General features: G+C 57.4%; 8 protein-coding genes. 3 read left to right on the top strand and 5 right to left on the bottom strand.

The features are described 5' to 3' along the window. Nucleotides 1-102: 102 nt before the first annotated feature. Together HV796_RS38550 and HV796_RS43590 are read right to left on the bottom strand one after the other, a co-directional pair. On the bottom strand, nucleotides 103-1329 hold the full coding sequence (locus HV796_RS38550; RefSeq protein WP_175233052.1) for a site-specific integrase: 1227 nt from the start codon (nucleotides 1327-1329) through the stop codon (nucleotides 103-105). A 655-nt stretch (nucleotides 1330-1984) separates the two neighbouring features. Continuing rightward, nucleotides 1985-3088, bottom strand: coding sequence for a helix-turn-helix domain-containing protein (locus HV796_RS43590; protein ID WP_217478156.1), 1104 nt, complete (start codon nucleotides 3086-3088; stop codon nucleotides 1985-1987). A 158-nt stretch (nucleotides 3089-3246) separates the two neighbouring features. Here HV796_RS43590 and HV796_RS38570 point away from each other — a divergent pair, with 158 nt between their 5' ends. Further along, nucleotides 3247-3630 carry a hypothetical protein gene (locus HV796_RS38570; RefSeq protein ID WP_175233053.1) on the top strand — a complete coding sequence of 128 codons (384 nt, stop codon included), beginning with the start codon at nucleotides 3247-3249 and terminating at the stop codon, nucleotides 3628-3630. 72 nt (nucleotides 3631-3702) lie between these two features. On the opposite strand, the gene HV796_RS38575 is transcribed toward HV796_RS38570, so the two are convergent. Beyond that, nucleotides 3703-4932 (bottom strand): tyrosine-type recombinase/integrase, encoded by a 1230-nt coding sequence (locus HV796_RS38575; protein ID WP_175233054.1) that lies wholly within the window; start codon nucleotides 4930-4932, stop codon nucleotides 3703-3705. 161 nt (nucleotides 4933-5093) lie between these two features. On the opposite strand from HV796_RS38575, the gene HV796_RS38580 reads away from it, so the two are divergent. Beyond that, a complete protein-coding gene (locus HV796_RS38580; RefSeq protein ID WP_175233055.1) occupies nucleotides 5094-6140 on the top strand; it encodes a DNA-binding protein in 1047 nt (348 codons plus the stop codon). Nucleotides 6141-6297: 157 nt separating this feature from the next. Here HV796_RS38580 and HV796_RS45730 read toward each other — a convergent pair whose 3' ends face one another. Together HV796_RS45730 and HV796_RS38590 are read right to left on the bottom strand one after the other, a co-directional pair. Continuing rightward, nucleotides 6298-6993: a helix-turn-helix domain-containing protein gene (locus HV796_RS45730; protein WP_343053078.1), complete on the bottom strand. Its 696-nt coding sequence runs from the start codon at nucleotides 6991-6993 to the stop codon at nucleotides 6298-6300. An 84-nt stretch (nucleotides 6994-7077) separates the two neighbouring features. Further along, nucleotides 7078-7764 (bottom strand): hypothetical protein, encoded by a 687-nt coding sequence (locus tag HV796_RS38590; protein WP_175233057.1) that lies wholly within the window; start codon nucleotides 7762-7764, stop codon nucleotides 7078-7080. 663 nt (nucleotides 7765-8427) lie between these two features. Between HV796_RS38590 and HV796_RS38595 the strand changes: the two genes are divergently transcribed. Then, nucleotides 8428-9208, top strand: a 781-nt coding sequence (locus HV796_RS38595; protein ID WP_175233058.1) for a hypothetical protein, incomplete at its 3' end; no start/stop codon positions are given.

Raw genomic sequence — 9208 nt, forward strand, 5'->3', positions numbered from 1 at the left:
CGTCGCTCGCAACAAGCTCAAAAGCGCTCAGCACCGACCTTCGATCATCGCCGCGTGCTGGATTCAGGCAACCTTGTGGTGACGTCATGATTTATGGAAAGGTCAATAGTGTCCCTTCGGAAGCGCGCGCAACAATGCCACCCGGTCATCGAAGGCATCATTCCACACACCGGCCAGGCGATCTTCAAATACAGCTCGTGCGTACCGTGACGGCATCGACGATGTCTTGGACCAGCCGAAGAAGGTGCGCAGTTTCTGGATGGCTTCGTCCATCGAGTCGCCCTGTTCAAGCAACTGATGAAGCCGCATCACGGCGCAGGTATGCCTCAGATCATGTGGCGTGACGGATTCTTTGCCGGTTCGATCTTTCAGTTCTTTCAAGACAGCCGTGGGCAAGCGGTATGAGATCTGCGCAAATATCTTCGTCAACGCTTCGGTCGACAAAGGCATGTCAATCTGTGAGTTCAGCAGAAACGAATGCCGCGGCCGGCCGCGATAGTTTCCGGCGTACGTTTGCACCATGCTGGCTGTTAACTCGCTGACCGGCACCTGCCGAATCGAATGCGCGGTCTTGATTCCCGGCCTGGAATACCGTGGATCACCGTCCGAGTCTTCGTACTCGTTTTCCTGCACGTTGAGCCAATGCCGCGTCCGGTGTTGTTTGTGGTCGTAGGCACTTTTGACGGCATCCACAGGCAACAGCAGGACTTCGCCACGCCGCAATCCCTGGTGCAACATCAATACAAATGCGATGAACACTCGCCAGCGCGTCTTTTCCCTGGCGAAGGGGTTCGTTGCCGATTCCGGATCCAGTATCTCGTACAGCGCCTTGACCGTGCCGGCTGGCAACGAACGAACTGTTTCGATCGCCTTGGCCCTGCGCACATGAAGCTGGCTATAAAGCGTTGAAAGCCGAATCAGCCGTTCTTCAATACGCCTGATCCGATCGTCGGCCGCTTGACTCTTCGACACCCAGGTAACAACCGATGTTACGAACCCTAGGCCAGTCAGCCAGCGCATTTCGTCAATGTCCGTACCGTTTGGCTGGTTGCGGATCGACACGAACCACGATTCGAGAATATCGGCCAATGCCTCGTCGTTCAATGTCCCCAACGCGTCGTCCAGCGCTGAGACGCCGCGCAACTGTTCGGCGTGTTGATACAGATTCTCTATGTAGCGCAGCTTTTTGACGTGCGTTGAATTTGCCAGCTGCGCAGTAGACGTCGTCGCCCAGACAGCCGCCCAGTATCGCGGCAACCCGTGTTGATCGACCAGAATCGGGCCTCGCAGTCCCGCCGGAACCGACTGGTCAGACAGTTGCTCGAACATTCCTGCATTCCGTTAGATTGCGCAACGCAGAAAGATACCATTTATCAAGACGGCGTTGCGGTCAGAATCATCTGGCAGCGTACTGGAACGCAACGGTTGTAAACCTACTAAATTTTCGGTTGATAATTTATATTATGTAAAATTTGTTGTCCAAGCTTCGCCGCGCGATTCAGGCAGTCAAGGCATCTCTTCATGTATTCCACGACGCGACGTTCGGATGAACCAATAGAGATTGCGCACTTCACGCGCCTACAGTGAGTGTACCAAATCACTACCCGGTTCGCGGCGAAACCCCTACCTGCCGACATTAAACCCCATGAATAATGACCTCGGGTAGCCATTGCGCCGCCCGACCGAAACACTACCCGACGACATCGCCAAATTAGCGAGACGCCCGAGCCTCGGTTTCATCCACCGCGCTTCAACGACACCGGGTAATAAACAGGCCGCCTTGCCGAAACTGTACGCGTTGTCTACAAAACCGCTGGGCCACGCACGGCCAGCATCCTAGCGAATTCGCGACCGGCGTTCGGGCGTCCCGCAAGCCTCGTCGGAGTTGTCGACCGTCGGTGAGAGCCTTGCAGCGGTGGTCGCGCAACCGAAACAAATGATGCCGAGTACTGCTTCGGTCAACTGCAGCGCACTTGAATCAGCCTTACTGGCGATTTTCAGTCCGTCTGATTTGTCGCCCCACGTGTTCGACCAGCAACTTCTCGTAGTCAGGCGTCGGTACAGGAGCGAGAAGGTCCGAACTAGCAACGCCAAGTTGTTTCGCGATTCGCTTCAGGCTGTCTATGGATGGGTCCGCCCGAATCACCTCAAGAGCGTTGATATATCTCACGAAGTGCCCGGACTGAAGTGAAAGGTCTACTTGACTTAGGCCCATGGACTTTCTGAGCCTATGCACATTGAGCGCGAGGCGGATTGCCGGGTCTTGTGCGTTGACGTGATGCCGTCTGCCGTTCTGAAAATCGACCAGATCGAGAATCTCGAGTTGCAGGCCGTCAGCGAGGCGTACGAGCGTAGACAGGCGCGGATTGTTGACCGTCTTCTGTTCGAGATGGACAAAATTGCTGCGTGAAAGTCCGCAGGCCCTCGCTGCCGCTTCCTGGCTAAAGCCGAGTTCTTCCCGGCGGCCGCGCAAAATCGACGCTATATGCTCGATCTCCGCTGATGCGTCCCGGGTAGGCTTCTCCAAGACGGGTGCTTGCGCGCGTGTCGCCTGCTTGATGTGGCCGAGTTTCCGGGGCCGAAACAGGTCAACGACTGGCACGCCTAGTCGCGCGGCGATACTCACGAGAGCCGTTACAGTGGGGTCAATCCGCAGCCCTTCCAGGCGACTGACATACGCCCGGAAGTGACCGGAACCTAGCGACAAGTCTTCCTGGCTCAAACCCGCCTCTTGCCGAAGATGGGCGACATTGCCCATCACTCGGAGCTGCGGTTCCAGACTTAGCCTTCGATGCGGACGGATGGCGGCGCCGTCTAGCAGATTTCGGATATCAAATTGCAGACCTTCTGCAAGGCGCGCAAGCGTCGAAAGGCGCATATTGTCCGCAAGGTTCTGCTCGATTCTGTTAAGCCGCGCTCGCGACATGCCGGATGCAGCGGCGAGCGCCTCTTGGGAGAGGTTCAATTCACCTCGCCGGCGGCGCAGGGTTGATGCTATGCAAGCAAGCGTCTCGGAAGCGTTGTCGGGGGCGGGTCTTTGCATTGTGGCCGAAGGATCGCCGACCCTCTGGCATTTTTCTAGACCCATTGAAAAGATACGCTATTTTATAGATACGCCGGATGGTTTACAATTCGGACGTCTGGCCGTCGCGCTCGCTCTGGTTGAGAGCGAACGTTGACTCGAGCCGCCCTATGACACCGGCTGACATTTGCCTAGCGGGTCAAGTATTTTTGGGAATCAAAATCATGAGCGAAGTCATCGAGCCAGCAGTCACGCCTCTGCCTTTGGAAACTTTGTATCTGCTTGACGCATTCTTCGATTCGGGGAGCAGCGGCACGGGGCTCCAGTCGAAACGTCTCCTGGTCTCGAAGGTCCGTACAATTATCGACGTTCTCAAGTCTCCGGGCGCTGTCGTCGGGCAGGTTCATGTTCTGCGCGGTCACGCCTCCGACAATGCCCCGAACAAAGAGCTGGTTTGTGCTGTGTCTGAGATACACGTATCGGCTGGGGGGGTGATCGTCTATTCACTTGAGAATGGCGAAAAGTATCTGGTCGACGATCGCGACTATCCCGTCCCGCTGCGCCTGTTGCTTCGTAGTCAGTCAATGGACGACAACGCGGAGGAATAAATACGCGCCCCTGTTCTGGCTGTCGCCGTGCGCGAGCCGGACCGGTAAAGGGCGCGATCTGCGTTCAGTTACTTAGCCGCCCTGCTCGCCTTCTGTAGTCTTGGGATCCGCTTGCACTGTTTCCCAGTCGACCCGATGCCGGCCGACGGTTTGACGATGGCGCTCGTCGTCTTCTGCGTGGAGATAGATGCTTGTCGTATTCAACGAAACATGCCCCAAGTTGTCCCTGATCGCGCGCAGGTCGACTCCGCTGTCAGCCATTCGGGAACCAGCCGTATGCCGGAGCCAGTGTGCGGAGGCCCTTTCAATTTCCGCTGCGCGATCCGAGTGCTCTGGTCCGCGAGATCGAAGCCACGCGGCCGCACCACGGAAAACCTGTTTGATCGCGTCATGCACCGCCGATCGGGTCAATGGCTGCTTTGGGCCACTGAGTGGAATCAACAATGGTGTTCTTTCGCCGGGTTGCGGCAGTGCAGGCATTCCGTTGGCAAGGCGGTACCGGCTGAGCTCGGACATGAGTTCCGCCGAGACCGGTACCAGGCGCTCCTTGTCGCCCTTCCCTAGCGTCTCAAGCCACCATTGCTCGTTTCCGCTGGCATCCAATCGCCGGAAAAACTGCCCCATTCTTCCTGTAGCAACCTCCGAAATTCGCAGACCCTGAAGGTAAAACAGCGTAAGTAGCCAGCGGCTTCGAGCGGAAACGGTCTTTTGCCTCGGCGTCTGGGTGGGCAGCCGAGCAACGAATGCCTTTACGTCCTCCCAAAGCGCGGCGGAGAGATAGCGTGTCACACGATGCTTCGTCTGCCTGCTCCCGCTCCGGAGCAGCGCGATGGGGTTCCCTCGGAGATACCCCGCGCTCACAAGCCATGTGAACATCGTGTTGAGAATCACCATAGCCTGCCGTTGGCTTGCGGCGGACAGCGCTCCGTTGAAGGGGCGCCAGCGTGGGTCGGCCCGCGCGAATTTGCTGCCGGTGGCAGATACCCATTGGGCCGCCGGTTGGGGATCCAGCAGAAATGCCCTGTAACGCAACAAATCTTCATGCGTGAGCGACGACAGCGGCTTCCGGGCGTCGATGAGCGCCCACAACAGCAGTCTTTCCCCCTCCTTCCTGTAACTCGCAAACGTCGTTTTCTTGTCCGCGAAGTTCGCCAGCCATGCACGCACGGCGTCGAGGTCATTGGACGCCGAAATCTGCTTGTGCGCCCGGTCGGCGCGGTTCCAGCCATCGCGACCATCCAGCTGGCTGGGTACGACCAAGGTTTCTACCGGCGCGACGCTGGTGATGAGTGCTTTTGACACCGCTGGCTTCCAAGTTCACGTCTCAAACGATTTTATAGCCGCCCTAGGCCAAAGTAACGACATTATGTGAATAATGTCGTGCACATAGGTTTCTAGTGTTGTGAAATTTACAAAATACATTGTATTATCAACATTTCCAGCCAGCTCTGACGGAAACCGCCATGACCCTCGAAACTGACGTCGAAGAAGTACGACAGCGGCTGTCCGAAACGCAGCACATCTACCGCGAGGTCTGCGCGCTGCTCTTCTTCCGGTATGGAGAAACTCCGACTGCGAATCGGCTCTACCAACTGGTTCGCAAAGGCAGCATGAGTGCGCCGGCCAAAGCACTGCGTGACTTCTGGGCCGAGATGAGGGAAAAGACACGCGTTGATGTCGGGCAACCGGATCTCCCGCGCGAAGTCGCCGCGGCCGCCGGCGAACTGGCTGTCCGCCTTTGGCGTCTGTCGATGGATGAGGCAAACGGCTCACTGGGCGCCTTCCGGCTTGACGCGGAGCGTGCGGTGGAGGCTGCACAGCAGCAAGCTCGGGAAGCACAGGCGTGCAGCGAAGCCGCCGGCGCGGCGCGGGACGAAGCGCTTCGGACGCTGAATACGGAGCGGCAACGGAGCGCTGCGCTTGAGTCGCAACTGGCCGCGCAACAGGCAGCCAACGCCTCGCTGCGGGAACAACTCGCTGGTGCCCGCAGCGAAGTTATCACTGCCAATGCTGCTCTTGGCGATGCCCGTCGGGATTTTTCGGTCGAGTTGGAAAAACTCCGTGAGTCGGCCGCGCACAATGAGCAGCGGCTTGCCGCCGCTGAGCGACGCGCGCTGCTCGAGATTGAGACTGAGCGGTCAGCTGCGTCGCAGGCCAGAAAGCAACTCCAGCAGGCAAATGAACGCATTGGAGCATTGGAGGCCTCGCACCGACTGGAGCGTGACGCGCTTCGGGACGATCTTGCTGGAGCGAAGGCTCGGCTGGCTGCGTCGGACGCCCAGCGCGGCGAACTTGAGCAGCGACTGGAGCAGAAAGACCACGAACTGGCTCGTGCAACCGAGACGAGTGTTGATTTGCGTCGACGGATTGAATCGCTTTCCGTAAAGCTCGCGATGAGTCGGGATCACTTTGCCTCGCCAGATAAGGCGTCCCGGCGTCGTGCGCAGACTGGCCGTCTCGCCGCTCGGCCCGTCAAGTTTCCTGTAACACCACTTCAAAGGAAGGGCTGACGGCTTACCGATTTGGCAGACCGCTAGCCATTTGCCGCAACGCTGTCCGCTATCCGCATGGACGGATGAAGATATCCCCACAGGCGCGGCCCAGCGAAGATATTGGAATCTACCGGCAGCACGACCGGCCATTCTGCTTGACACTCGTGGCGGTAATTCATCGCTCCTTTCGGCGCACAGGGATACCCGCCAGTTCATCGTCATAGAGTCCCAACCGTTCAGACGCTTCCGTCATAAGGACCAACCCCTGACGCTGTACAGCACGTGTCTGTTCCCTGTATGCAAGGACGGCCGTGCGTGGTATCCGCCGATGGCCCCTTTTTGTCCGGCTGCTTGGCAGCTTTCCTTCGTCGATAAGGGCGTTCAGGTGTGTGCGAGAAACGTGGAGGAGTTTCGCGGCCTCTTCACTCGTGAGGTCCCCGGTGTCAGCAGCCATCGCTTCCGAAGTCTGTTCTGGGACAAATGGGGTGCCCGTCGCATAGACCGGAACTCCAAGACTCTGCAATTCAGCGATAGCAAGTAGATGGGTAAGCAGTGCCCGGTGCTTTCGGGGCGAAGTCCCCGCTCCCAAAAACTGCTTCACGAAAGCAGTCGTCAACGCCGGGGGAAGCACTTCCGCAAGTCTGCCCCACTCCGAGTCAGTGATGTGCAGACCGGGTTCAGCCTGCAACGTCAGGATTAGATGCTCACTCAAACCGCAGACCACGCTCCGCACTCGATTTAGCAGGTGTTCGTCGATGCCCGGCATGGCGAGTGATTTCCCAGCGCCAGGGGCCTTCGGGCGCGTGCGGCCCTGACTCGTACGGCGAGAAGCGGGCGTAACCATTGCGTTCTCCTTCATCTGGCGACTCATTGTAGATTGCCAGATTCGATGTCACGTTGCTGGTCCCGCCCGCGCGCGCTTCGACAACTGATAGCCGCTCAAGGCGGCCCACCGTCACTGTGCAGAGCTTGATGCGGGTGCGAAGCTCACCGCGCCGGCCGCAACGGCGCTCGTAGCCGGCACAATCACCGCGCCGGTAACCGACTTAACTGCCGCCTTTACTCGACGAGTCAGAAGAATGTTAATGCAACGGTAACCTACCTCGACGCCGGCGAATGCACTTTCCGCACTCTTTTCGATGCTACCGTCCGCAATGAGACTGCTTGCCACCTGAACAAAAGCCTCACCCTTCTGGCCAACGTGCCGGCGATGGCGCTCGAGTGCGCCCGCACTGGTAGGTGCCTGCCAGGGCAGAAACCACATCTTGTCCGTAGATTGGAACACGAATCCCAACTCGCGACTGCGCGACATGTTGTTCATCGCTGACCAGAAGTCCGAGTCTGCCGCGTCCGCCAGCCAAATGAACTGGGCGCCCCCTTTCTGGAGTCTCGCGGTCATGATTGTGCAGTCATCGACCTGAATTGCCCCCATCCAGAAACTCATTGGCCCCAACTTCGCGTAGTGCACGAATTTTTCCCCGTCTACCAATGTCGTGAAGACGGGGGCTCCGGCGCGCATTCGCGCCGCGTGATCTGACAAGGCAGCATAGGTGCCGGCGCGTTCGAGGTACCCGCATTGCAGCGCGGCGTACTCCGAATTGGCACTCAAATCCGGCGGCGGAAGAATACGTTGACTGTACACAGTAATTCCCAATAATCTCTGATGCGTTGGGTGCGAATCATAATCGCACTCCGAGAGTAAACGCAATATGTATCGGGAAATATAAATTCTTATGCGGGCCCGGTTAAATTGTTATCAATCATAGCGAAAACATTGAAAAATAAAGTTATCAACTATTCAGGGGCTCGGTTTCGTGTAAAACGTATTTTCAACTCGGAAATTGATAACTTCCGCACTCGAGAACTTTCAGTCGCGGTGGTACTTATTTTCGGAGTTTTCAAAGGGACGCGACGAGCCCGGAACCGGTCTTTGAATACAATTGGGCGGTCCAGCGCGGGTGGGCCAGCGGTGGGACGCACTTGATTCATCTTCCGTTGAACTGCTCCGAGACGGAGCACAAGCGCACTTAGACACTTCTCGCACCGTTAATTTTCCATCGAAACTTTTTTCCATTTTGATGCTAAGCCTAAATCAAAGGTGACAAGCAAGAACAAATCCATGCGCATACGTGAATCGACCCGAATTCAATGGCGGCACTAAGTATTTATACGTTGACGGAGGTGAGCGGAATGCCTTAAATTTCCGCTAACTCAACTCGCGCGACGTTAGTCGTTTCAGCGAATTTCGGCATATCCGGTTGTTGGATTCAATTTTGACGACCTGCCCGCGACTTTTAAAATCGCCATGAACCACGAAAAAGCTGCTGCTCACTGTAAAACCTTCTTCGAGACGACTCTTGCGCCCCTTGGATTCGTGTTGCGTACGCCGTCGTTTGCTGAACGTGTCCTCGTAGGTATGCGCCAAATTATTGTCTGGAAACTCGAAAATCGCGGAGCTGAGTCCATGTTTGCCTGCGATGTCCTCTGGGCATATTCACACGAAGCAGACGATATCTTCCCTAACGCCGCTCTCGGTGATGACGGCCGGTCGTTGACCGGCGGTGGTGTGAACCTCATTAACGCGACCGGCGTGCGCTCCGCGCGCGAGGTTGCAGACCACCTTGATAACGTGCGGGACAAGCTCTTGCGGTTGCTCAGCCGAACTCAATCGGCGGCGCAGATACTCGCGGAAGTCCAGGATTATCTTCCTGCAGGACGTTACCTGTTTGGCGCAAAACCTATGGCAATGTCGCTCAACTACGCGTATTGCACTGAGATCGCAGGGATGAAATCCGAGGCCGCACGCCAGTACCAAGCCCTTTCTCAAAACAGGAAAGCTGATAGGTCGCTACTTGCCGTACGATGCAGGGAGGCCGCGCGAAAGCGAGCAGGGGCCCTCGGCGAATACCTCACCGATTCCGGTCGCGGACAATGCGCGGCGGACGAATCGGACGTCGACGCGAATCGGGTGGATAGGGGCGGCTTCGGAAAACGGAAAATAAAGCACGCTAAGCCAGCGAGGCTCCGCCGGAAAGGCCATGGGCTATGGTGCGGCGAACGCCTCGTCCATCTGCCGGGCGAGTTTG

The sequence above is a fragment of the Paraburkholderia humisilvae genome (assembly GCF_902859855.1).
GTDB lineage: Bacteria > Pseudomonadota > Gammaproteobacteria > Burkholderiales > Burkholderiaceae > Paraburkholderia > Paraburkholderia humisilvae.